This is a genomic window from Rothia nasimurium, assembly GCF_035916755.1.
GTDB lineage: Bacteria > Actinomycetota > Actinomycetes > Actinomycetales > Micrococcaceae > Rothia.
On sequence record NZ_JAYWIX010000002.1, the window covers coordinates 103407 to 126172 of the forward strand.

Sequence of the window (22766 nt, forward strand, 5' to 3'; positions counted from 1 at the left end):
GCGCCCCTGAACCGGTAAGGAAGACGCGGGCTACCCATGCCGCACAGAAGAAGAGAGAACCAACATGCGTGTCGCACTGTTTTCAACGTGCATCGTCGACGCAATGTACCCCAAGGTAGCTAAGGCTACCGTTGACATCCTGGAGCGTCTCGGCCACGAGGTCGTCTTCCCGCAGGGCCAGACCTGTTGCTCCCAGATGCACGTCAACTCGGGCTACTTCGACGACGCCTACCCCATCGTCAAAACCCACGTACAGGCCTTTGAAGAATGGGACTTCGACGCCATCGTTGCCCCCTCAGGCTCCTGCGTAGCCTCCCTGGGCCACCAGCAGCCTATGATCGCAGAGCGGGCAGGTGACGACGCCACCGCCCGCGCTGCCGCCTCACTGGCTGCCCGCTCCTTCGAGCTTTCCCAGTTCCTCATCGACGTCTGCGGCATCACCAACGCAGCAGAACAGCTGGGCTCCTACTTCCCCGAGAAGGTCACCTACCACTCCTCCTGCCACGGCATGCGCCTGCTGGGTCTGGGCACCCGCCAGGAAGACCTGATCCGCACCGTTGAGGGCCTGGAATACACCCAGATTGACGGTCTTGACCAGTGCTGCGGCTTCGGCGGAACCTTCTCCTTCAAGAACGCAGACACCTCCGGCGCCATGGTTGCCGACAAGGTAGAGAACATCGAAGCAACCGGAGCATCGGTCTGCACCGGCGGCGACTCATCCTGCCTGATGAACATCGGCGGCGCTCTCTCCCGCAAGAACTCACCCGTACAGACCGTACACTTCGCCGAGATTCTTGCATCCACCAAGGAAAACCCGCTCAAGGTCACCGGCCCCGTAGCTGTTACCGCAGGAGGTAAGTAAAGCCATGTCAACCACCGCACTCGGCATGCCTAAGGTCCGCCACGGCGTCGGCAACATCTTCGAATTCGAGCCCTTCCCCGAATATGCAGAGAAGGAACTCCAGAACGAGCAGCTGCGCGCCAACCTGGGCTTTGCTACCCACAAGATCCGTAACAAGCGCGCCGCCGTCATCTCAGAACTGCCCGACTGGCAGGATCTGCGCACCGCAGGTTCCATGATCAAGCAGAAGGTCATGGCCAACCTCGACACCTACCTCGAAGAGTTCGAAAAGAACTTCACCGCTCGCGGCGGCCACGTGCATTGGGCCCGCGACGCCCACGAGGCCAACGAAATCGCCCTCAAGCTGATCCAGGCCGAAGGTGTCACCGAGGTCAACAAGATTAAGTCAATGGCCACCGCTGAAACCGGCCTCAACGAGTTCCTCGAAGAGCACGGCATCCACGCTATTGAAACCGACCTGGCAGAAGAAATCGTCCAGCTGGGCGACAACGACCGCCCCTCCCACATCCTGGTGCCCGCAATCCACCGCAACCGCACCGAGATTCGCGACATCTTCCTCAAGAAGATTGATGGCGTCAACCCCAACCTCACCAACGACCCGGCAGAACTGGCAGAAGCCTCCCGCTTCCGCCTGCGCGAGAAGTTCCTGACCAACAAGGTCGCCATCTCAGGCGTTAACTTTGGTATCGCCGAAACCGGCACCATGACCATCGTTGAGTCTGAGGGTAACGGCCGTATGTGCCTGACCTTGCCCGATACCCTGATCACCTTCATGGGCATTGAAAAGCTGCTGCCGACCCTGCAGGACCTCGAAGTCTTCACCCAGCTGCTGCCCCGCTCGTCCACCGGTGAGCGTATGAACCCCTACACCTCCATGTGGACCGGTGTAACCCCCGGCGACGGCCCCCAGAACCTGCACGTCATCCTGATGGACAACGGCCGCACCGCAGCCCTGGCCGACCAGGTTGGCCGCCAGGCCCTGCACTGCATCCGCTGTTCAGCCTGCATGAACGTCTGCCCCGTCTACGAACGCGCAGGCGGCCACGCCTACGGCTCCACCTACCCCGGCCCCATCGGCGCAATTCTCTCCCCCCAGCTGGGCGGTATCGAGAACGAGTACAACTCCACCCTGCCCTACGCGTCTTCCCTCTGCGGCGCCTGCTACGAGGCCTGCCCCGTCAAGATCAACATCCCCGACGTGCTGGTTCACTTGCGCGGCAAGGCTGTTGACCACGAAAAGGCCCAGGGCGAATTCGCCGGTGGCAAGAAGGACCGCCACGTGCAGATGGACGCCATGATGTTCGGCGCCAAGAAGCTCTTCAGCTCAGGTGCCCTCATGGCCCTGGCTACTAAGGGCCTTCCCGCCTCCAAGCTGATTACCGGCAAGAAGGGCAAGATCACCAAGCTGCCCGGTATCGTTGGCGGCTGGACCGAATACCGCGATATCCCGGCACCCCCCAAGACCTCCTTCCGCAACGAATGGAAGAAGGAGCGCGGCTCTTCCCCCAAGCGTGTAGGCGGCGAACGCGTTGACCTGCAGGCCATTATTGCCGCTAACCAGGCCAAGATCGCCGAGGCCCATGCCAACGCTGAGACCGCTAACCCCATCGCCCCCAAGGAGGCCAACTAATGTCTGATGCAAAAGCAGAAATCCTGGGCCGCATCCGCGCCTCCCTCTGGGACAACCCCCAGCCGGCTGAGCCCGTCCGCGCCTACCGCCGCGAAAGCGACAAGGGCACCGAGGAAATCATCAAGATGCTGGTCGACCGCCTGATCGACTACAAGGCTAACGTCTACCACGAGACCGAAGAAACCATCGCCGCCCGCGTGGGTGAGCTGCTCGGCAAGTCCTCCCGCTACGTGGTACCCACCGGTCTCAAGACCGAGTGGCTGCCCGAAGACACCGCAGCCCGCTCCCGCGTGGTTGACTCCGGTAACGCCAACAAGCCCGGGGCCCTCTCCGTGCGTGAGCTCGATGCCATCGACGCGGTGGTCACCTCTTCGACCGTCTCCTGCGCTGAAACCGGCACCATCGCCCTGAACAGCACCGAGACCGAAGGCCGCCGCGCCATCACTCTGGTGCCCGACCACCACATCTGCGTGGTTCCCGTCGATACCATTGTCGAGCTAATCCCCGAGACCGTGGCCCGTCTGAACTTCGACAAGCCCATCACCTGGATCTCAGGCCCCTCAGCGACCTCAGATATCGAGCTGATCCGCGTTGAAGGTGTGCACGGCCCCCGTAACCTGGACGTTATCATCCTCAAGTAGGCTGATGCCCGCTCTGTGATAGAAGGGCCCCCTTGCTCAGGCAAGGGGGCCCCTTTTATTGGGTGCTTTAAGGGGAAGCTAGGAATTCGGGCGCTTGATCACGGGAAGGGCGCCCGTTGCCGCCCGCACCGCGGCGGCCCGCTCTAGTTTCTTAGCGCTGCGGCGCTGCCGCGAGCTTGAGCCGTCATGGGCTTCTGAGCTGCTACCGGCGTCCTTACGCCCTACTGCCCCGATGGCCGAGGCCCACAGGGGGAAGAGAAGGACGGTCAGCGCCCCACCTGCCACTAGCAGGGAGGCGTTTTGTTCGCTGAGTAGGTCGTTGGCCAGCGCCACTTCGGTGACAGCAACAATGATGGGCAGACCCGCCGCAGAGTAGAGACCCAGCTGCAGCTTTTCCTGCACGGTGGTGAGCCCCGAACCGGTGTCAAAGAATTTTTCGGCGGCAAAGACCGGCAGACCGCGCACCACCAGAATGCCGAGCACGATGCCGGCAAGAAGCAATGGCTGCTCCCAGATAACCGATACCTTAATGCCCATACCCGAGCTCACGAAGAAGAGGGGAATGAGGAAGGAAAAGCCCAGGGCCTCAAGGCGCTTGGAGAAGGGCTCGAAGGCGCCCTCGGGGGTAAGGGAGCGAAGGATGATGCCGGCAGCAAAAGCACCGAGCACCACATCGAGCTCAAAGACCGCGGCGACCATCATGAGGGTAGCCAGAAGGAACATGGCCAGGCGGAGCATGGTCTGGCTGGTGGTGTTAGCCTCAGCAGCCATGGTGCGGCGCAGGCCCGGAATATGCTCGAAGAGGCGGTGGGGTACAACCGCTGAAATGACAGCAATGACCATAAAGGCCAACAGAATCAGCACCGCAACCCAGGGGGCGTGCGATGAGAGCAGCAGGGACATCGCGAAGATAGGGAGAACCTCGCCGATAGCCCCGTGCACCATCACCCCGTCGCCGACTTTCGTGCCCGCCTTTCCGTGGCTCTTGAGCAGGGGCAACAGGGTGCCCAGGGCGGTTGAGCTCAGGGCAATGCCGACGACCGCGTAGGTAGAGAAAGAACTCGAAAACTGGGAGAGGCTCATGGCCAGAATCAGGCCGAGGGTGAAGCTCACTAGCCAGGACCCCACAGCGAAAGCCCCCTGGCGTCCGCGCAGGGCTCCAGCGTTAATTTCGTAACCAGCCAGCAAAAAGAGTAAGCCCAGGCCCAGATCCTTCACCAGAGCAACCCCGCCGTCGGTGCTGGCAAACCCTAGCACCTGCGGGCCGATGAGTACGCCGAAGATAATCAGGAAGACAACATCAGGGATTTTCTTCTTCACCAGGGCGGACGCCAGGGGCGCCAGTAGGGCAGCGGCAGCTATCCAGAAGATAGAAACATACTCGCTGGTCGCCGAAGAACCGGCGGCCAGAAGGACGACGTCGGTGGAGTGAGTGCTCATAGTGACTTTCAAAGAGGTGAGGGGCAACCTAACCAGTGTGCCATGGGTGCCCCTGCCCGCGCAGGGTGGTGGGGCAGTGTTAGGCTAAAGCAGGTATTTATTGAGGAGTATTGCGTGACCGACCTAAAAACCGCAGGCCGTGTTATCGGTATTGACCTGGCTCGCTGTGCTGCCCTGATCAGCATGTTTATTGCATACTGTGCTCCAGTCAGTGGCCCCAGGGATGTCCTAAATCTCAGCGAGTTCTTGGCCACCCCGCTCTTTGCCTTCCTCTTGGGGGCGGGCGCCTTCTTCTCATCTCAGCGTATGAGCTTCCCCGCCCTCTTCGCCTCCTCGGTGGTGCGGGCTATCGCCCTGGTTGCTCTGGGGCTCTACATCGGTACCTGGGGCGCCCAGGTCGATATCGTGCTGGAATACCTGGGGCTGCTGAGCCTGCTCATGGCCCCTCTTATCTTCCTGCCCTCCTGGGCCCTGGCCCTCCTGGCTGTGGGCAGCTGGTGGTTTGCGGCGTCCGCCCGGGCCTACTTCCGCCCCCAGGCTATGCAGGCATCTCTCGACGGCAGCTACACTGCCTACCTCTACGAGTGGATGTTCACCGGTCAGAACTACCAGGTTTTTACTCTGCTGACCTACGCCTGCATCGGTGCGGTGATTGTCTTCCTCATCGAACGCTGGGGCGTCTGGGGTGATGTAGCCCTGGCCCTGTTGGGAAGCCTGGCGACCGGCGGTCTCTTCTGGTACTCCCGTTTTGCTGTTGCAGAGTTCCTTCCCTACACCTCCAGCCGGCTTGAGATTGCCTTTAGCCTGGCAGCCTGCCTGGCGACCGTGGGCTGGTGCTGCCTGCTGGCGCGCGCTCTGGCCGGGCGGGAGCACCTGGCCGGTGCCCTGGTGGGAGCCGGGCGCATGACCCTTTCCCTCTACGTGCTCCAGATTGCCGTGCTGGCCCTGTACGCTAACTACGCCCCGGCCTACGGCCTGCCTGCATCTGATAACTCCTGGGCCATGATGTTCGGCCTGATTCTGGGTGCCCTGCTCTTTGCCTGGGTCTGGCAGCGCCTGCTCGGGCAGACCTTCTTGCGGCGCGGCCCGCTTGAGACTCCCTTAGCCTGGGTCTCCGGCAGGGGCTAGACTGTCAGTATGCATACTTCTTCTTCGGAAACCGGCTCTATCAGGGCCGGTTCCTCTTCACGCACCTGGGTGCGGGTTGCTCTTGCCGTCCTATTGACCCTTACCTGGCTTGCTGTGGCGGGTATCGGCGGGCCCTACTTCGGAAAAATCTCCGAGGTCTCAACCAACTCCCAGACTGACTTTCTGCCCGCCTCCGCTGAATCCACCCAGGTGGTAGAGCAACAGGGCGACTTCCTGGGCACCGACGCGGTGCCCGCGATTCTTGTCTTTGAAGCTGACGGTTCCCTCACCGATGCCCACCGCACCTACCTAGAGGGGCTCACCGGCCAGCTAGCGGCGTCCGGCACTTTCACCGGTGAAAGCTCGCCCGTCATTTACTCAGAGGACGGTCGGGCAGCGGAGCTCATTCTGCCCATCTCCACCGCCGATGAGACCCGAGATGTCGTTGATGGAATCCGCGCCGAGATAACCCAGGCTCCCGACGGCCTCACCGGCTACGTGACCGGCCCGGCTGGCTTCTCGGCCGACCTGGTTGAGGCATTTGGCGGTATCGACGGCATCCTGCTGGCAGTTGCCCTGATTGTGGTTTTCGTGATTCTGCTGGTGGTCTACCGCTCACCCCTGCTGCCCATCATCGTGCTGACCAGCTCGATGGTTGCCCTCTCGGGCGCTATCTTCGTCATTTGGCACATGGCGAATGCCGGCTGGGTCATGATCAACGGCCAGGTGCAGGGAATCCTGCTGATTCTGGTGGTTGGTGCTGCAACCGACTACTCCCTGCTCTACGTAGCCCGCTATCGCGAAGCCCTCACCCAGTACGTTTCGCGCTGGGAGGCAACCCGGTTTGCCTGGCGCGGGTCCCTTGAGCCGATTCTGGCCTCCGGCGGTACGGTGATTGCGGGCCTGCTGTGCCTGCTGCTCTCTGAGCTGTCGTCGAACAAGGCCCTGGGACCCGTGGCAGCTACCGGCATCGTGCTGTCCATGCTTACCTCACTGACCTTCCTGCCCGCCGTCCTGGCCCTGCTGGGCAGGGTTGCCTTCTGGCCTGCCCGTCCCCGCTATTCCTCTACAGTGAAGGACGCTTCAGCCGGCTTCTGGGCAAAAATTGCGGCTTTCGTGTCGGGCAAGCCCCGCAAGGTTTGGCTGGTCACGGCTCTGGCGCTGGCTATCTTCGCCGGCTTTTCTGCGACTTTCCAGGCCAACGGGGTGCGCCAGTCTGACCTGGTGCTGGGGCAGTCCCAGGCACGGGACGGCCAGAATGTGCTGGCTGAACACTTCCCCGGTGGCTCAGGCTCCCCGGCGAACGTGATTGTGCCTGCTGCCGAGCAAGATACCGCAGTGGCTGCCCTTGACGGGCTCGACGGGGTGAGCTCCATTGCAGCGGTCGCCCAGGAGTCACCCGCTGGTACTGTGCCGGTGGGTGCTTCTGCTGAGTCCGTGCCGCCGGTTTTTGCCGCTGTTACTCCCACCGAGGTGGACGGCCGAGTCATGCTCCAGGTGACCCTGGCTGACCCCGCCGACTCACCGCAGGCAGAAGAGACCGTGCGCCAGATGCGCGAGAGCCTTGCCAGCGCAGCTCCCGGCTCGCTGGTTGGCGGGACGACCGCGTCCGCCCTCGATACCATCGATAGCGCCCAGCGCGACCGTACCCTCATCATCCCGGTGGTGCTTGTTGTTATCGCCCTGATTCTGATGGTTCTGCTGCGCTCAATTCTGGCCCCGCTGATGCTGGTGGCTGCCACGGTGCTGTCGTACCTCACTGCCCTGGGCGTTTCGGCCCTGGTCTTCAACCATGTGTTCAACTTCCCCGGGGCTGACCCCACCGTGCCCCTCTACGGGTTTGTCTTCCTGGTCGCTCTGGGGATCGACTACACCATCTTCTTGATGACCCGTGTACGAGAAGAAGCCCTGCATCAGGGGACCGAACAGGGCCTACGAACGGCACTGATTGCAACGGGTGGCGTGATTACCTCAGCCGGTATCGTGCTTGCGGCAACCTTCGCCGCCCTGGGCGTCATCCCGCTGATTTTCCTGGCCCAGCTTGCCTTCATTGTGGCCTTCGGCGTGCTGCTCGACGCCACCGTAGTGCGAGCCCTGCTGATACCCGCCCTCGTGGAAGATATCGGCAAGAAAATCTGGTGGCCCTCGAAGCTCTCCCGCTGAATCTAGCTCGCTGAGCCGAACTGCTGAAACCCATGCAAAAGGGCCTCCCTGTGTGCCAGGGAGGCCCCAATTTTTTGAGTTCAGGTGATTAGTCGGCCAGGAACTTCAGGTAGTCAGCAACGAACTGATCAACGTTCTTCTGCTGCTCTTCGTCCAGTTCTAGCTTGCCGGTGCCCCAGGCCTCACCGGGGATGCGGACGCCCAGGCCCTCGCCCTCCATCAGGTTGGCACGAACATAGGGGACCAGGCTACGCAGGTGCTCGCGCACGAACTTACCGTAGGTTGAGTTGGCGACCGAGGCAACGCCGACCTTCTTGCCGTTAAGAACGGTGGGAGTGGTGTTGTCACCCGCGATGACGGCGCGTGAGGCCCAGTCAATCAGGTTCTTCAGGCGGGCAGGGTAGGAGCCGTTGTATTCGGGTGAGACCAGAATTAGGCCGGCCGCATTAGCAATATCGGCGCGTAGCTTTTCGACGGAGGCCGGTGCCGGGAACTCGGAGTTCTGGCTGAGCAGGGGAACTGCTGAGAAATCGTAGACCTCAGCGCGCTGGCCCTCATTTTCCAGGGCTTCGACGAGCTGCTCGGCGAGCTGGGTGTTGAAGGAACCGTCGCGGTCTGAGCCGGAGATAACGAGAATTTTCTGTGACACGGGTCGTCCTTTCACTTCTGCATTTTTCTTCAGCTTACACTCGGTAAACTTTACAATGCAAGTATCTATGACGATGTGTGACCCTATGGGGGCAAAAGCGGGCAACAAAAAACCGCCCCCGGCTAGAGCCAGGGGCGGTTACGCTTGGTCGGGATGACAGGATTTGAACCTGCGGCCTCGTCGTCCCGAACGACGCGCGCTACCAAGCTGCGCCACATCCCGATTGTTGCGTATAACAACCTCTCAAGTATAGCGCGGTGGTCTTAAGCCTGCCAAATCACCCCGATTTAGCCCTCGGTACTGTTGTTCTCTTCCCAGGCCTGGGCCATAGCGGCAAAGCGTCCGCCGGCCTCGACCAGGGCGGCGGGGGAGCCGTCCTCCACCACGCGCCCGTCCGACACCACCAGCACCCGGTCGGCGGTGAGGACCGTGGAGAGGCGGTGGGCAATCACCACAGAGGTGCGCCCCGCCAGTAGGGACTCAAGCCCCTGCTGTACCAGCTTTTCGGTCGGAATATCGAGGGAGGCGGTGGCTTCATCGAGAATTAGGACGGCCGGGTCGGCCAGGAAGGCCCGGGCAAAGGAAATGAGCTGACGCTGGCCCGCAGAGACCCGCCCACCGCGCTTAGAGAGGTTGGTGTCGAAACCCTGGGGCAGGCCGGTGATAAAGTCGTAGGCCCCGACCTTGCGGGCCGCCTCGAACACTTCTTCATCGCTGGCAGCCGGGTTGCCCAGGCGGATATTGTCAGCCACGGTGCCCTTGAAGAGGTAGGCCTCCTGGGTGACCATGACGACCTCACGGCGCAGCTGCTCATCGGACAGGTCACGCAGGTCTACCCCGTCAAGGGTGAGCTGCCCGTGGGTGACATCGTAGAAGCGGGCAATGAGTTTGGCGATGGTTGATTTACCGGCACCGGTTTCTCCCACCAAGGCTAGGCGCTGCCCGGCAGGGATGTCGAGATTCAGACGGTGCAGGGTGGGGCGTCCTTCGACGTACTCAAACTCAACCTCATCAAAGACCAGGTGCCCGCTCGCGGGAGCTGTTCGGCGGGCCGGACGCTCGGGCTCGGCTACCTCGGGCTCTTCGTCGAGGAAACCCGACACTTTCTCGAGGGCCGAGACAGCCGACTGGAACATGTTGTAGTAGTCCGAGAGCATGAAGATAGGTTCAAAGACACGGTTGGCGTAGATGACAAGGGCTAGCAGAGTGCCTGCCTGCATGGACCCGCCCAGGATGGAGTAGCCGCCAACCACGAGCACAATGGCAACAAAGGTGTTGCCCAGGGCCTGAAGGGCTGGCATGTAGGTGCCGTGTACCTTGATGGACTGCATAACGCGCACCCGGTAGTCCTCGGCGGCGTCCGCGTAGGCTGCGCGCGAGCTTGCCTCGGCGCGGAAGGCCTTGACGGCGCGTAGGCCGGTGAAGGTCTCGGCAAAGCGGGAGATGATGCGGGCGGACGCCACCCGCTGGGCCCGGTAGGCCAGTTCAGATTCGCGGCGGAACCAGGCGGTGAGCCAGGCGACGGGGAACATCATCACCAGTAGGGCGAGGCCAGCCCGCCAGTCCATCAGGCAGAGGGCCACGATGGTAAAGGAGATAGAGAGCAGCATGGCTGCAAGCTCAGAAAGCCCCGAGTCGAGGAACTGCCGAATCGTATCGAGGTCACTGGTGAGACGGGAGATTACACGACCCGAGGTGTAGGTATCGTGGAAGCCTACCGAGAGTTTTTGGGCGTGCTCAAACATACGCTGGCGCAGGTCAAAGAGCACCTTCTGGGAAATCTTGTAGGTGAGCAGAATATTGGTGTAGGTCGCTAAACCGGCCACGACCGCTGCCGCTACATAGAGGGCTGCCAGCGTCATCGCGTAGCTGCTGTCTCCCGCCAGCAGGGGTTCTAGGGCGTCGTTGATGGCCGTAGAAATGAGCCAGGGCATGGCCGTGGTCAGGGCCGTTGCCAGGATCACCAGGAAAAGGGTGAAGAGCAGGTGGCTCCGCACCGGCCTCAGTACATCGAGTAAGAGCGCCACCGACCGGCGGCGAACGGCTTTAGCTTCGCTCTTAGAGAGCTGAATTTTATCTTCTGAATCGGTAATTCTCTGGCTCATCGTCCGCCCTCCTGTATCTCGCTCTCAATCTCACCGGCGTCAGCTAGCTTTTCGGGGGTTAGCTGGGTGTCGGTGCTCATGAGGTCGCGGTACATGGGGTTGCTGAGCAGCTCGGTGTGGGTGCCCACTGCAGCTACCTGCCCCTGCTGCAAGAGCACCACCCGGTCGGCCAAGGCCACTGTAGAGGGCCGGTGGGCCGTGAGCAGGGTGGTGGTTTCGGTCAGCTCCTGCTTGAGCAGACCCACCACCTTCTCTTCGGTCGTCACATCGAGGGCAGAGAGCGGATCATCGAGCAGGAGGACGGCCGGGCTCGCGGCGATAGCGCGCGCTAGCGAGAGGCGCTGACGCTGGCCGCCAGATAGGCTCATACCTTCTTCGCCGATGACGGTATCGATTCCCTCAGGGAGCTGGTACACATAGTCAGCGGCAGCCACGGTCAGGGCGCGGGTCAGAATGGCTTCTTCCTCAGCCAGGGTGAGTTCGCTGCGGTCTAGACCCAGCAGGACGTTATCGCGCACGCTCGCCGAAAACAGCAGGGGGTCTTCAAAGGCAATTGCTACCTGGGAACGCAGCTCAGGCAGGGGAAGGGAGGCGATATCGCGACCGTTCAGGCTGATGCTGCCCGCGGTCGGCTCATAGAGCCTCTGCACCAGCTGAAGGACGGTAGACTTACCCGACCCGGTCGAACCGACCAGGGCAATAATCTCTCCCGGGCGCACCTGCAGAGTAAAGCCGGTGAGCACCTGCTGCTCCTGCTCCCCGTAGCTGAAGGCGACGTCCTTAAAATCGAGGCGGGCAGCTGCCGCCTCGGGGCGCTCGCGGTGGGCGGGCAGAATGTCGATATCTTCACCGGCCTCGCCCACCATGACCTGGCGGTGGCGGTCCATAGAAACACTCGATGCCAGATACATGGAAATCAGCATGCCCGAGCGCTCCACCTGGGTAAACAGGATGGTGGCGGTTGCGAAATAGCTGGTGAGGGCACCGACGGTCATGACGCCCGTGCTGACCAGGTGCAGCCCCCAGAGTAGGGCCACGCAGAGGGAGGCTCCGCTAATGAGGGTGGTCTGCATGCGGACCCGCCCCATGGCCCGGCCTCGCGCAACTTCAAGGTCTAGTAGTTCTTGGGCTTCTTGGCGGAACCCGGCCAGGGCGTGTGGGCCTCGCCCTAGCGCCTTGAGCACACGTAAGCCCTGCACCGATTCCTCGACGGTTGTTGCCAGGTCGCCGGTGCGCTCTTGGGCCTTGCGGGTCAGGGTGCGGAAGGTCAGCACAAATCGCCAGACGCAGAAGAGGGTCAGCGGCATGCTGGCCAGAAAGACCAGACCCAGCTGCCAGGCGCCGGTAAACATGTAGAAACTACCGACGGTTACCTGGACGGCTACGGTAATGATTTGGATCAGGCCGAAGGCGGTCCAACGGCGGATAGTGCCTAAATCGCTCATGGCACGGGTTAGGAGTTGGCCCGAAGGCCAGCGGTCGTGGAAGGCCACGGGGGAGCGCAACAGGCGGTCGAAGAGGTCGATGCGCATGGTGTTTTCTACCGTGCTGGCGGGCTCAATAACCAGCTGCCTACGCAGGAAGAAAAGGGCAGACTGGGCTAGACCCAGCGCAAAAACCAGGGCGCCGCCTGCCCAGACCGCTCCCACGGTGGGCTGGTCGGTCAGCATGGCATCGACAATCCAGCCCAAAACCTGGGGGATGGAGATAGCGATAATGGCTGCGGTGAGTGCTACGAAAAGCCCGCAGACCCAGCGCGCACGAATAGGGCGGGAATACTGCCAGAGGGTGATGTCCTGCTCGGTGCGGGCACCGTAGGGCACAGGGGGAGGCGTGGGTATGGGGGAGACGCGCAGTAGCCGAGAAGCCATAGTAATCTATCTTACATTTGCATTCCTGTAAAAACCAGATAGGTTACCGGGCTGTCAGCGTCACCAGCACAGCCTCGGGCGGGCAGAAGAGGCGCACCTGGGCATAGCGCGAGGTGCCCAGGCCAGCCGTTACCTGCACGGGCACGTCCCCCTGGTAAGAAAGACCCTTGGCCCGGGCCGGGGGTAGATCGCAGTTGGACACTAGAGCCCGCCCACCCGGGAGGCATACCTGTCCACCGTGGGTGTGGCCCGCGAAGATAGCCTGGGCGCCGTCGTCCGCAAACCGGTCCAGGGTGCGCAGGTAGGGGGCGTGGCAGATACCCAGGCGGACGCTCGGGCCCGGCTCCGCGCTGAAAGCTGTGGGGGAGAAACCGGGGTGGCGGTCGTACTCCAGGTGGGGGTCGTCCACCCCGGAGAATTCTAGGCGCAGCCCTCCGAGGGTGAGCGTCTCATAGCGGTTAATCAGCCCTACCCAGCCGCGGGCATCGAAGGCATCGTGCATCACCTGGGTGGGGAGTACCGCGCGGGTTTGGTCGTTGGCCTCGTCCCCGGTGTTCTTCTTCCAGAGGTAGCGGGCCGGGTTTTTGGGCACCGGAGCAAAGTAGCAGTTAGAGCCGGGCACATAGACACCCGGGAAATCCAGCAGGGGGTCCAGGGCCTCTAGTAGGGCGGGAAGGCCATCGAGATGGGAGAGGTTATCGCCGGTATTGATGACCAGATCAGGCTCTAGCTCGGTTAGAGAATGCATAAAGGCGGTTTTCTGGGCCTGCCCCGGAATCATGTGCATATCCGAGATATGCAGAATCTTAAAATCGGGGCTACCTGCCGGCAGAATCGGCAGGGTTTCCCTACGTACCTGGAAGTTATTGAGCTCAATAAAGTGGGCATAAGCGGCCGTGGCGGCCCCAGCTACGGCACCCGCTGCCAGAACCGCTGAAAGGGTCTGGGTAAGAGCGCCAGCTGAAGCCGCCACGCCACGAGAATTCTGAGAATTCAAGGGAGTCCTTACTGGTTAGTACCAAGAACCGTGTTCGAGGGGGTATCGAACTTATCGGTGTTGTAGTTCTTAGCCTGGGCCTGCATGAACTTCTGCCACTGGGCACCTGCGTAGGTGGCACCGTCCACGTAGTCCAGAACTCTACCGTTGATGGAAAGGCCGTTGAGAGGGCGAGAGGTGTTTTCCATGCTGCCCACCCATGATGCGGTGGAAAGGCCGCGCGTGTACCCTACGGTCCAGGTCTGGGCAGAGTTATCGGTGGTACCGGTTTTAGCGGCGGACGCATCGGTCAGGCCAATACCGCGCTGGTAACCCGAGCCGTCCACCAGAACCTGCTTGAGTACGTAGTTCACGCCGTTGGCAACGTCCTCTTCAAGTACGCGCTCACAGGTGGACTCATAGGTCTTGACCTCGGTATCGCCCTTGCTGACCTTCTCCAGCGAAACAGGCTCGCAGTAGGTGCCGCCGCTGGCAAAAGTGGCGTAGGCCGAAGCCATAATCAGCGGGGTGGTACCCTGGGGCCAACCACCCAGCAGGTAGGCGGGGCGGGTGATGGAATAGGGGTCTGCCCCGTTACCGTCGGTGATGCGGAGCTTGGCCCGTAGGTCGTTGAGGGCACAGGCATCGGTCACCGACGCCATCTTAATGGAGTAGGAGTTAATGGAGTTCTTCAGGCCGTAGGCCACGGTACCCCAGCTCTGGTTGCCGCCTTCAGAGTTGGTGAAGACGTAGCCATCAGCGTCTTCGGAGGTAACGAAGCCGCCCTCCTCGCATTTAGCAGGCCACTGGAAGCTCTTGGGGTAGCTGAGGGAAGTGCCATCAATGGTGGCGTTGACGCCCTTGCCGTCCTTAATCCACTGGGCCAGAATCACGGCCTTGAAGGTTGAACCGGGCTGGAAGCCTGCTGTACCACCGTGGGAGACACTCACGTTGAAGTTGAAGTAGTTATCCGCAAAGTCGCTTGTATCAGAGGGGCCGTAGCCGGAGTTCTGGGCCATGGCAATAATCTTGCCGGTGCCGGGAGCAACTGAAACGAGAGAGGCACTGACACGGTCGGGGTTGTTGGTGGAAGGCTGAGTGGCTTCAACCTGGGTCTTGGCGTCCTTCTGGGCGTCAGGGTCAATGGTGGTAATGATCTTGTAGCCGCCGCGGTAGAGGGCGTTGGTGCGATCGTCCTCGGTTGCGCCGTAGGTTTCGTCGTTCAGGAAGTCCGTAACAGCGTAGTAGCAGAAATGTGCAAAGTCACCGGCGGTAGAGCAACCCATGGGGGTGGTGTGAATATCGAGAGTAATTTCCTCATTTAGAGCATCAGAGTATTCATCTTCGGTAATCTTACCGTCGCGGAACATGGTACCGAGCACCACGTCACGGCGCTCTTTGGATAGCTCAGGATTTACATCGGGGCGGTAAATGTTGGGAGACACCACCATGCCCGCCAAAATGGCCGACTGGGAGATGCTGAGCTCTGAAGCTGAGATACCCCAGTAGTAGTAGGCTGCTGCCTCTACGCCGTAGTTGGAGCCGCCCATGTTAATGATGTTGAGGTAACCCTCGAGAATCTCGTCTTTAGAGAGGTTCTGTTCCATCGAAATGGCCAGCTTGAGTTCCTTGACCTTGTCAAGGTAGTCCTTGTTGGCCCCCAAAGTGGAGGCCTCTTCGCCCGACTGCTCAGCAGCGTCAATGAGCAGGTTGTTGACGTACTGCTGGGTTAGGGTTGAGGCGCCCTGGCGGGCGTTCGGGTTGATGATGTTATTGACCAGAGCACGGGCGATACCCATGGGGGAAACCGCGCCGTGGTCGTAGAAGTTGCGGTCTTCAGACGAAAGAATTGCATCCTTCATGTGCTGGGAAATGTCATCCAGCGCCACCTCGGTGCGGTTCTGGGCGTAGTAGGATGCTAGCTCAGTTTTTCCGTCATTTGCGTAGATGACGGACGGCTGAGAGAGCGGTCCGTCACTCAGGGAGGCGGGCAGACTCTTAAACCAGTTCATTGATGCATTAATGGATGCACTGAGAGCTGTAGTGGGCGGCACCATAATCAGCGCCGCAATAAAACCGGCAATGATGCTCAGCGCAATAAACTGAACAAGGTCGCCGGGACTACGGCGCCTCTTTCGTACATTCTTTGAAGAAGCCATTGCATCAGTTTATCGGCTCAGGGCGAAAAGCGCACCGGCATGCATGTCACAGCCACCCAAGAAAAACCTGTGAGAGATGTAAGAGTCGTCTTTTTAGCCCCGGTGGTCTAGGCTTGGTGCTATGGAAAAATGGGAATACGCAACAGTGCCCCTGATGATTCACGCAACCAAGCAGATCCTCGATAACTGGGGTGAAGACGGCTGGGAGCTCGTTACCGTGCTCCCCGGTGCCCCCGCTCCTAGCGGCGCCACTCCCGCCGGGAACATGGTTGCCCCCACTCAGGGCAATCCAATCGCCTACTTTAAGCGCAAGAAGGCTAGCAACTAAATACTCACACCAGAACCGGGTTCAGGCTTCGCCCCGAGCCCGGTTTTTGGCCCCTAGAAACACTGCTTTTCAAGAAGGTACACCGTGTCAAAAATCGAAGATCGACTCACAGAACTTGGCTATGACCTGCCCGAGCTGGCAGCCCCGGTAGCTGCCTACGTTCCTGCCGTCACCAGCGGTAACTACGTCTACACCTCGGGCCAGCTGCCTTTCGTTAAGGGCGAGCTGCCCGCCACCGGCAAGGTCTCAGATTCCGGCGCCGAAGGCTTTGTAGACCCCGAAACCGCGCAGAAACTGGCTAGCCTCTCAGCCCTGAACGCCCTGGCTGCCGTCAAATCCGTCATCGGCGATCTTGACCGCGTCACCCGCGTGGTCAAGGTGGTTGGCTTTGTCTCATCAGACCCTTCTTTTACCGGCCAGCCCGCCGTCATTAACGGGGCCTCCCTGCTGCTGGGTGAGGTCTTTGGCGAGGCAGGCGTGCACGCCCGTTCAGCTGTTGGCGTGCCGGTACTACCGCTGGACTCCCCGGTAGAAGTTGAAATCATCGTGGAATATGCCTAGCCAACCCATGTATACCGGTGCCCTCAAACGGGTGCCGCCGCCGGCGTCCGCCCCCTACGCTTCGGCGGCGGCCTTGGCACCCAAAACCCACCCCATCCCCTCAAGCCAGCAGGATTCCGCCCGCACCTGGCTCGATGAAGGGGACTGCACCCCGCGCGCGGCCAAGCCCGCAGCCGCGGTCGTTTTTGTGCGCGATGGCGCTTCGGGGCCTGAAACCTTTATAACCTACCGGGTGAAATCCCCTATGGGCCGGGTCGCCTTCCCCGGCGGCCTGGGCGTGCCTGAGGACGCCGCCCCCATCGGCTGGGTCGGCCCCGGTGGTGACTACTGGGCTAAAGCTTTTAGCGAGGATGACCTGGGGGCAGCTAACGCTGCCGTGGTCACCGCGGTACGTGAGCTCTTTGAAGAGACCGGCGTGCTCTTGGCAGGTAGCGGCGAGCTCTCGACCATCGAGCTCACCAGCGGGCACGAGTGTATGGCCTCCCGCCTGGCCGTAGCCCAGCAGGATAAAACCTTTGCTGACTACCTGGAACGCCGTGGCCTCAAAATCCGTGCCGACCTGCTCAAGCCCCTAGCCCGCTGGCAGTCACCGGGCTTCTTCCACAAGCGTTACGACATTCACTATTTCACCTGCGCGGTGCCGGTGGGGCAGAACCCCTCCCTGCTCGCCGGGAAGGGAATATGGGGGCGCTGGGTCAGCGTGCGCGAGCTGGTTGCCCACCCCATGAGCGTGGAACTTGGTAACGAAATCGGGCAGGACGATACCGTCGGGGTTCCCTTCCAGGAGCTGGTGACCCCCGGGGTCATGTACCTGCTGGAACAGCTCGCTGCGGCCTCCGGGGCGGTTGCCTTCCTGGCCAAGCGACGCCAGGTTTCCCTCTACCTGCCCGAGGTCAAGCAGGATGCCGCTGGCACCTGCTACCTGGCGGTGCAGGAGAAAAAGGCCTAGCTGTGTCTCTTGAGCATCAGGTCCCCAGTTCAGAACCCATCTTGTTCTCGCAGAGACTTACCAGATGGGCGACCCTGGGGGCCTGTCTGTTACTGGTGGCTATGATCGGTGGACGCTTGGGGCTGGGCGCCATGGGGTTGCAACTTATCCCAGGGCTAGGCTTGGTCTGCCTGGGACTCTCTTACCTGGCGGCCCTTACCTTACTGGTGTGTGGAACCGCCTATATCCTCAAGAGCCTGGGAAGAATTCCCCAGCCAGATGGGGCTAGAGGCAGCACTCTGGCCCTGTTAACCACCTGGTTCGCCCAAGGGCTTCTGCTCTTGCTGGTAAGTGCTCTTGCCCTGGTAATGACTTTTAGCTTCTTCATCGTTCTGGTTTTCAGTACCGGTTGGATTCGCTATGAAGATGAGGGGAAAACCTACTACCAGTTCCCCGTAGGGCTAGACCGTGACTATTGCAGGGAGGCACAACAGGTCAACCTTATATTTGCTCGTGACCTTGGGGGAACCAATGACTGTTGGCCCAAAAGCCACGACCCCGGGAGTACCTCAACCCCACCTGGCAACCTGGGCGACGTCCAGGCCGCCACGTCAGCCCCCGAGTCCACCGGCCACCCCTACACTCCCACCCCGCTTACTCTTGTTGAGGCTGAGAACGTCACCGACATCGACGAGAGCGGAACCTTCGGCCTGGTTCTGGCCAATAGCAACGACATCTACGCCGCAACCTACAGCCCAGACCAGGGCTACTGGCTCTTTGGCGGGAAGATTTCTACGGTAGGAGCCAAACCCCTAGAGCTCTGCGGCCACCAGCGCCTCAGCGAGACGGTTCTGGTCTACTGCCAAGCCCGTGCCGAAGGGGCCACACTGCTGACCAGCGCAGATAACGGGCTCACCTGGACCACCCACGAGCTAGACCCAGCTGCTTCCTACCTGTTAGAGGCCCACTACGCCAACGGCACATACACCCTCGAAGTTGGCTACCCGGCCTGGGTGCTCTCAAGCAGCACTACCCTCATCACTTCATCCGACGGTCTCACCTGGCAGACCCGCTAACCACCGGCGTCCGCCCCTGCCCCCGTAGGTGCAAAAAACCGGGTGGTCAGCTAGAGCTGACCACCCGGTTTTAGAGTATTGAGAGCAGGCAGGACGCCCGCCCCACCTTAGCGGGAGCGCTGGCGCAGACGCTGCAGATCGAGGATGACCACAGCGCGAGCTTCCAGACGAATCCAGCCGCGGGAAACGAACTCAGCCAGAGCCTTATTCACGGTCTCACGGGAAGCACCGACCAGCTGGGCCAGCTCTTCCTGGGTCAGCTCGTGGGCAACCAGCACACCGTCGGTGGCGGGACGACCGAAGCGGTCAGCCAGGTCAAGCAGGGCCTTAGCAACGCGGCCGGGGACGTCTGAGAAGACCAGGTCGGCCAGGTTCTCATTGGTGCGGCGCAGACGGCGGGCCAGAGCCTGCAGAACCTGAGCAGAGATGTTGGGGGACTTCTCCATAGCCTTGCGCAGGGACTCGTGCTTCACACCTGCCAGGCGGGTCTCAGAAACAGCGGTTGCGCTGGTTGAACGGGGTGAGGGATCGAACAGGGCCATCTCACCGAAGATTTCGCCGGGGCCCATGATAGCTACCAGGTTCTCACGGCCGTCGGAAGCGGTGCGGCCCAGCTTCATCTTGCCTGAGATAACGAAGTAGAGCTGGTCGCCCTGGTCGCCTTCGTAGAAGAGGGTGGCACCGCGTGAAAGGTCAACTTCGGTGATGTCTTCGGTCAGCGCTGCAAAGGCTTCGTCGTCGAGTGAAGCGAACAGCGGAGCACGGCGTAGTACTTCAATATCCATGGTTCTCTTTTACTCCTGAAATGGTGGATCTAAAGGGCGATTCGAGTGCGGTGCCCTGTCCGTACAGGGCGGGCAGACTTCTAAGCATAGTCTTTGCCTAGTTCATCACACAGCACTTTTATCTGTGACTTATTCAACTATTACGAGCCTACAGGATATTTGGTGCTTTCGATACCCAAAGACGGCAGGGCGCTACCGCTTACCGAGAATTTTTCCCTAGTTTCCGCCTATTTTTTCAGGTTGGGAGTGTAGGCTGTGGTATTCCTGTGAGGGCTGAATGTCGGCAGGGGCTGCACTATCTACTGCGGTGTGTCTTGCTGTAGCGATAGGTACCGGAACCCGGCCTGCCCAGCCTTCCCCGTTGAATGGAGAGTCATGACCGTACTTGACTGGGTCATTATCGCTGTTATTGCCCTCTACTTTTTAGCCGGTGTGCGGCAGGGCCTCTTTGTCACCCTTGGCACCTTTGTAGGTTTCGTGCTGGGCGCAGTTGCCGCTATCTACGCAACCCCCTGGGTCATTGACCAGGTTGATGCACGGTGGTATCTGCTGGCCGGGCTGGGTACGGTACTTGCCTGCCTGGTTTTGGGGCAGACTCTGGGTATGACCCTGGGCAGTGCTATCCGCAGGGCAAGCGACCGCACGCCCCTGCGAGGTCTGGAGCGGCTTGCCGGTGGATTATTCAACATGGTGCTGGCCTCTCTCGTGATTGTCACGGTGGTGCTGGTCGTCCGCCCCCTGGGTATTCCCTCTGTTACCGCTTTGACCGCAGACTCTAAGGTCATCAGCTGGATGATGCAGATGACCCCGGCCTCCGCCCAAGAGAAGGTCACCGAGATTCGCGGCCAAATCGTGCAGGCTACCGGTCTTCCTGAAATCTCCCAGCTGCTTTACCCCGAGCAGTCTGCCCCTCTGGGCACCCTACAAACGGCGGCCCTGGACGAGGCCGGGTGGTCGGTTGTGCAGGTGGTGGGATCAGCTCAGGCTTGTAATTACACATCAGAGGGGTCAGGGTTCGTGGCGGATGGCGGCCTGGTGGTCACCAACGCCCACGTGGTGGCAGGTGTCAGCACTCCCACCCTGCTGAGCCGCGACGGCCAAGCCGCAACAGGCGATGTGGTCTACTATGACACCGAACGCGATATCGCGATTATCAGCGCCCCCGATCTTGACCTCACCCCCCTGGCCGTCAACCAGGCCGAGGTCGCTTCGGGAACCGAAGTTGCCTTCATGGGCTACCCCGGTGGCGGCCCCTTTACGAGCCGGGCTGCAATAGTTCAGGGGTTGGGTTACACCCAAACCATCAATTCACAAACCGGTGAAACTAACCCCTCCCGCCTGGTCTACCAGCTCGCTGCCCAGGTGCAGCAGGGTAACTCTGGCGGGCCTGTGCTCACCGAGGACGGGCAGGTCATGGCTATGGTCTTTGCCAAGTCAACCCAGAGCCAGACCGGCTATGCCGTCCCGGCAACGCATATTCTTGAGGCCCTGGCCCAGGTCAGCGCAGCCTCACCCGAGGTTGCAACCGGCCAATGCGTACCTAACTAGGGCTTTGCGGCCTGGGTGGGGCGGGCGTACAGAAGATAAATCGCTAGCCCCACCCCCAGCAGAAGTAGCCCGCCCGCGATAGAGGTGGGCGGCAACGTCCCCACCACCAAGCAGCAGCCCGCTGCCCCGGCAACCTGCAGGGCGCGCGGGTAGCGGCGGTAGGGGGCGGTTTGCGTGAAGGCTGCCAGGTTGGCTACACAGTAGTAGAGCAGCACCCCGAAAGACGAAAAGCCGATAGCGCCGCGCACATCAAAGAGCAGAATCAGGGCGGTGACAGCAACCGCTACGGTGATTTCTAGCCGGTAGGGTACCCCGTAGACCGGGTGCAAGCGGGCAAAGTAGGTAGGTAGGTCGCGATTGGATGCCATAGCCTGGCCGGTGCGGCCGATACCCGTAATGAGGGCAAGCAGGGCTCCAAGTGCGCCGATCGATGCGGCCAACCCCATGAGGGTTGCCAACGGGACCGAGGACCCCACGGCGGCAGCCAGCGGGGCGGACGCGTCCGCCAGACCCTGATAGCCCAGCTGGTGAATGAGGGCGAGAGCAACCAAGAGGTAGAGCGAGCCCACCAGGGTGAGGGCAATGATGATGGCCCGCGGAATGGTGCGGGCGGGGTCCCTCACCTCTGACCCCATAGTTGCGATACGGGCATAGCCCGCGAAGGCAAAGAAAAGCAGGCCCGCGCCCTGCATCACCCCGTAGATGGTTGCCGCTGGGCTGATGGGGGCAGTGGACGCACCCGCCCCGGCCCCTGCGTTTGGGCTGGTGATCGCAGGGTCGGGGGCTACCCCGAGTAGAACTGCCCCGAAAAAGACTGCCAGAGCTAAGAGCACCAGCGTAACCAGGATTTTAGTGAGGGCCGCGGTGCGGGTAATGCCCCTGTAGTTGACGGCGGTGAGGGCAGCAACTGCGGCGATAGCGAGGGGCTTTTCGTAACCCGGTGCTAGATAGGAGGCAAAGGTCATGGCCATGGCGGCACAACTGGCGGTTTTACCGATCACGAAGCACCAGCCAGCGGCAAAGCCCCAGGCATGGCCCAGTTGGCGACTACCGTAGATGTAGGTGCCGCCTGATTCTGGGTGCTGGGCGGCCAGCTGGGCCGAAGAGGTGGCATTGGCGAAAGCGAGAAAAGCAGCCAGAGCAAGTGAGAGTAGTAGCCAGTTGCCCGCTGCCGCTGTTGCCGGGGCGAAAGCGGCAAAGAGGCCAGCCCCAATCATGGACCCAGCACCGATGTAGACGGCGTCGGTGAGGGTCAGCTGTGCCCGAGGTTGGGTAGCCATCGTGCCGAACTAGCCCAGGTGGCGGGCTAGGAAGGAGAGCGCCAGTTCGTAGCCCTGAGCACCTGCACCGGCAATCACGGCGGTCGCCTGGGGCGAGACGTAGGAGTGGTGGCGGAAGGGCTCCCGCCGGTGCACGTTGGAGAGATGTACTTCAACGACCGGCAGCTCGGCCGCTTCAAGGGCATCGTGCAGGGCCACGGAGGTGTGGGTGTAGGCGGCCGGGTTGATGATGATACCGGCGGACGCGGTACGGGCTGCCTGGATTGCGTCGATGAGGTCGCCCTCGTGGTTGGACTGCATGAAGCTGATCTCGTAGCCCAGCTCGGCGGCTTGGGCACGAAGGGTTGCTTCGATGTCGGCCAGAGTGGTGCGCCCGTAAATCTCGGGTTTGCGCACGCCAAGCAGGTTGAGGTTGGGGCCGTTGATTACGGAGATATGTCGTGGTGCAGTCTGTGGTGTTGCCATAGTTTCTAGTTTTTCACACGAAAACGCCCGCCTCCAGCTTGCTGCCATAGATGGAGCACAAGAGGGCGGGCGTTTAGTCAAGAACACTCACTTCGATGGATGTGGGGTATGCGTGCCAAAGCCGACTGGCTGGGGCTGGCATGAATTGCTTGCGAGCTTGCGAGCCAGCAA

General features: G+C 61.2%; 19 protein-coding genes and 1 tRNA gene. 10 read left to right on the top strand and 10 right to left on the bottom strand.

Going from position 1 to position 22766, the window contains the following annotated elements; translation table 11 throughout:
• Positions 1-64: 64 nt before the first annotated feature.
• Genes VSX42_RS02245 through VSX42_RS02255 form a run of 3 tightly spaced genes read left to right on the top strand, consistent with a single transcriptional unit; the run spans position 65 to position 3133 of the window.
• Positions 65-862 carry a (Fe-S)-binding protein gene (locus tag VSX42_RS02245; RefSeq protein WP_135012547.1) on the top strand — a complete coding sequence of 266 codons (798 nt, stop codon included), beginning with the start codon at positions 65-67 and terminating at the stop codon, positions 860-862.
• 4 nt (positions 863-866) lie between these two features.
• On the top strand, positions 867-2492 hold the full coding sequence (locus VSX42_RS02250; RefSeq protein ID WP_326502777.1) for a LutB/LldF family L-lactate oxidation iron-sulfur protein: 1626 nt from the start codon (positions 867-869) through the stop codon (positions 2490-2492).
• Positions 2492-3133 carry a LutC/YkgG family protein gene (locus VSX42_RS02255; protein ID WP_326502778.1) on the top strand — a complete coding sequence of 214 codons (642 nt, stop codon included), beginning with the start codon at positions 2492-2494 and terminating at the stop codon, positions 3131-3133. The genes VSX42_RS02250 and VSX42_RS02255 overlap by 1 nt, the downstream gene beginning before the upstream one ends.
• A 78-nt stretch (positions 3134-3211) precedes the next feature.
• Here the strand turns inward: VSX42_RS02255 and VSX42_RS02260 are convergent, their stop codons facing one another.
• A complete protein-coding gene (locus VSX42_RS02260; protein WP_326502779.1) occupies positions 3212-4573 on the bottom strand; it encodes a cation:proton antiporter in 1362 nt (453 codons plus the stop codon).
• A gap of 114 nt (positions 4574-4687) precedes the next feature.
• On the opposite strand from VSX42_RS02260, the gene VSX42_RS02265 reads away from it, so the two are divergent.
• On the top strand, positions 4688-5701 hold the full coding sequence (locus VSX42_RS02265) for a hypothetical protein (protein ID WP_326502780.1): 1014 nt from the start codon (positions 4688-4690) through the stop codon (positions 5699-5701).
• A 9-nt stretch (positions 5702-5710) separates the two neighbouring features.
• Positions 5711-7864: an MMPL family transporter gene (locus tag VSX42_RS02270; protein WP_326502781.1), complete on the top strand. Its 2154-nt coding sequence runs from the start codon at positions 5711-5713 to the stop codon at positions 7862-7864.
• An 88-nt stretch (positions 7865-7952) separates the two neighbouring features.
• Here VSX42_RS02270 and VSX42_RS02275 read toward each other — a convergent pair whose 3' ends face one another.
• The 6 genes from VSX42_RS02275 to VSX42_RS02300 all read right to left on the bottom strand — a co-directional run bounded on the left by VSX42_RS02275 (position 7953) and on the right by VSX42_RS02300 (position 15624).
• Positions 7953-8513 (bottom strand): NADPH-dependent FMN reductase, encoded by a 561-nt coding sequence (locus VSX42_RS02275; RefSeq protein WP_326502782.1) that lies wholly within the window; start codon positions 8511-8513, stop codon positions 7953-7955.
• A 145-nt stretch (positions 8514-8658) separates the two neighbouring features.
• Positions 8659-8735, bottom strand: a tRNA-Pro gene (locus VSX42_RS02280).
• A gap of 65 nt (positions 8736-8800) precedes the next feature.
• Positions 8801-10618, bottom strand: coding sequence for an ABC transporter ATP-binding protein (locus VSX42_RS02285; RefSeq protein WP_326502783.1), 1818 nt, complete (start codon positions 10616-10618; stop codon positions 8801-8803).
• Complete coding sequence (locus tag VSX42_RS02290; protein WP_326502784.1) at positions 10615-12489, bottom strand: ABC transporter ATP-binding protein; 1875 nt, start codon at positions 12487-12489, stop codon at positions 10615-10617. The genes VSX42_RS02285 and VSX42_RS02290 overlap by 4 nt, the downstream gene beginning before the upstream one ends.
• 43 nt (positions 12490-12532) lie before the next feature.
• Complete coding sequence (locus VSX42_RS02295; protein ID WP_418950759.1) at positions 12533-13462, bottom strand: metallophosphoesterase; 930 nt, start codon at positions 13460-13462, stop codon at positions 12533-12535.
• Positions 13463-13494: 32 nt separating this feature from the next.
• Complete coding sequence (locus VSX42_RS02300) at positions 13495-15624, bottom strand: transglycosylase domain-containing protein (protein ID WP_326502785.1); 2130 nt, start codon at positions 15622-15624, stop codon at positions 13495-13497.
• 121 nt (positions 15625-15745) lie between these two features.
• Here VSX42_RS02300 and VSX42_RS02305 point away from each other — a divergent pair, with 121 nt between their 5' ends.
• The 4 genes from VSX42_RS02305 (at position 15746) to VSX42_RS02320 (ending at position 18517) form a co-directional block, all read left to right on the top strand.
• Positions 15746-15952, top strand: coding sequence for a DUF4177 domain-containing protein (locus VSX42_RS02305; RefSeq protein ID WP_185174154.1), 207 nt, complete (start codon positions 15746-15748; stop codon positions 15950-15952).
• A gap of 84 nt (positions 15953-16036) precedes the next feature.
• Positions 16037-16513, top strand: coding sequence for a RidA family protein (locus VSX42_RS02310; protein ID WP_326502786.1), 477 nt, complete (start codon positions 16037-16039; stop codon positions 16511-16513).
• Positions 16506-17462 carry an NUDIX hydrolase gene (locus VSX42_RS02315; protein WP_326502787.1) on the top strand — a complete coding sequence of 319 codons (957 nt, stop codon included), beginning with the start codon at positions 16506-16508 and terminating at the stop codon, positions 17460-17462. Before VSX42_RS02310 ends, VSX42_RS02315 begins: the two co-directional genes overlap by 8 nt.
• Positions 17463-17809: 347 nt before the next feature.
• Positions 17810-18517, top strand: a complete 708-nt coding sequence (locus VSX42_RS02320) for a hypothetical protein (RefSeq protein WP_326502788.1) — start codon at positions 17810-17812, stop codon at positions 18515-18517.
• A 107-nt stretch (positions 18518-18624) separates the two neighbouring features.
• On the opposite strand, the gene VSX42_RS02325 is transcribed toward VSX42_RS02320, so the two are convergent.
• The gene (locus VSX42_RS02325) at positions 18625-19302 is read right to left on the bottom strand and encodes a Crp/Fnr family transcriptional regulator (RefSeq protein ID WP_083091991.1); all 678 of its coding nucleotides are present in this window, start codon (positions 19300-19302) and stop codon (positions 18625-18627) included.
• A gap of 375 nt (positions 19303-19677) precedes the next feature.
• Between VSX42_RS02325 and VSX42_RS02330 the strand changes: the two genes are divergently transcribed.
• Positions 19678-20850, top strand: a complete 1173-nt coding sequence (locus VSX42_RS02330) for a MarP family serine protease (RefSeq protein ID WP_326502789.1) — start codon at positions 19678-19680, stop codon at positions 20848-20850.
• On the opposite strand, the gene VSX42_RS02335 is transcribed toward VSX42_RS02330, so the two are convergent.
• Entirely contained in the window at positions 20847-22130 is a 1284-nt protein-coding gene (locus tag VSX42_RS02335; protein ID WP_326502790.1) for an APC family permease, read from the bottom strand. The two genes, VSX42_RS02330 and VSX42_RS02335, sit on opposite strands and share 4 nt — an antisense overlap.
• Positions 22131-22139: 9 nt before the next feature.
• Entirely contained in the window at positions 22140-22595 is a 456-nt protein-coding gene (aroQ, locus tag VSX42_RS02340) for a type II 3-dehydroquinate dehydratase (RefSeq protein WP_326502791.1), read from the bottom strand.
• Between the last annotated feature and the right edge of the window lie 171 nt (positions 22596-22766).

Bases quoted from the DNA above. Each gene is read 5' to 3' on its own strand.
- VSX42_RS02335 (WP_326502790.1), bottom strand. From the start codon at position 22,130: ATGGCTACCCAACCTCGGGCACAGCTGACCCTCACCGACGCCGTCTAC.
- VSX42_RS02305 (WP_185174154.1), top strand. From the start codon at position 15,746: ATGGAAAAATGGGAATACGCAACAGTGCCCCTGATGATTCACGCAACC.
- aroQ (WP_326502791.1), bottom strand. From the start codon at position 22,595: ATGGCAACACCACAGACTGCACCACGACATATCTCCGTAATCAACGGC.
- VSX42_RS02285 (WP_326502783.1), bottom strand. From the start codon at position 10,618: ATGAGCCAGAGAATTACCGATTCAGAAGATAAAATTCAGCTCTCTAAG.
- VSX42_RS02325 (WP_083091991.1), bottom strand. From the start codon at position 19,302: ATGGATATTGAAGTACTACGCCGTGCTCCGCTGTTCGCTTCACTCGAC.
- VSX42_RS02315 (WP_326502787.1), top strand. From the start codon at position 16,506: ATGCCTAGCCAACCCATGTATACCGGTGCCCTCAAACGGGTGCCGCCG.
- VSX42_RS02245 (WP_135012547.1), top strand. From the start codon at position 65: ATGCGTGTCGCACTGTTTTCAACGTGCATCGTCGACGCAATGTACCCC.
- VSX42_RS02290 (WP_326502784.1), bottom strand. From the start codon at position 12,489: ATGGCTTCTCGGCTACTGCGCGTCTCCCCCATACCCACGCCTCCCCCT.
- VSX42_RS02255 (WP_326502778.1), top strand. From the start codon at position 2,492: ATGTCTGATGCAAAAGCAGAAATCCTGGGCCGCATCCGCGCCTCCCTC.
- VSX42_RS02250 (WP_326502777.1), top strand. From the start codon at position 867: ATGTCAACCACCGCACTCGGCATGCCTAAGGTCCGCCACGGCGTCGGC.
- VSX42_RS02330 (WP_326502789.1), top strand. From the start codon at position 19,678: ATGACCGTACTTGACTGGGTCATTATCGCTGTTATTGCCCTCTACTTT.
- VSX42_RS02260 (WP_326502779.1), bottom strand. From the start codon at position 4,573: ATGAGCACTCACTCCACCGACGTCGTCCTTCTGGCCGCCGGTTCTTCG.
- VSX42_RS02300 (WP_326502785.1), bottom strand. From the start codon at position 15,624: ATGGCTTCTTCAAAGAATGTACGAAAGAGGCGCCGTAGTCCCGGCGAC.
- VSX42_RS02320 (WP_326502788.1), top strand. From the start codon at position 17,810: ATGACTTTTAGCTTCTTCATCGTTCTGGTTTTCAGTACCGGTTGGATT.
- VSX42_RS02270 (WP_326502781.1), top strand. From the start codon at position 5,711: ATGCATACTTCTTCTTCGGAAACCGGCTCTATCAGGGCCGGTTCCTCT.